The following is a 370-nucleotide window of genomic DNA, read 5'->3' as shown; positions in this document are numbered from 1 at the left end:
CAGCCGAAGGCATCGACGCGTTGCCACGGGTTGGCCGTGAGGTGCGGGTGCCGCGCCTGGAGGCACCGCAGGCCAAGGTGCGCAAGCTGTTGCCGCAGGTCAGCCTGGAAGAGCTGCTGGTGTCCATGGCCGAGGTGATGCGGCGCAACGACCTGTTCGAGAGCCACCAGATCAGCCGTGAAACGCTGTCCACCCGCGAGCGCATGAGCCAGGTGCTGGAGCGCCTCAAGGGCGGTGCTTTCGTGCCGTTCGTCGAGCTGTTCGGGCCCGACGAGGGCAAGCTGGGGGTAGTGGTCACCTTCATGGCGATTCTCGAACTGGTGAAGGAAGCGCTGATCGAACTGGTGCAGAATGAACCCTTCGCCGCCAT

1 protein-coding gene is annotated in these 370 nt (G+C 64.9%); it reads left to right on the top strand.

Features of this window, described 5'->3' with window-relative positions; translation table 11 throughout:
- The coding region (locus QWI16_RS11170) for a segregation and condensation protein A (RefSeq protein ID WP_302713188.1) at positions 1-370 on the top strand (370 nt) is incomplete at both ends.

This window comes from Gilvimarinus algae (genome assembly GCF_030518215.1).
GTDB lineage: Bacteria > Pseudomonadota > Gammaproteobacteria > Pseudomonadales > Cellvibrionaceae > Gilvimarinus > Gilvimarinus algae.
The sequence above is the reverse complement of the archived record's forward strand: the minus strand, read 5'-3'. Positions and strand labels throughout refer to the sequence as shown.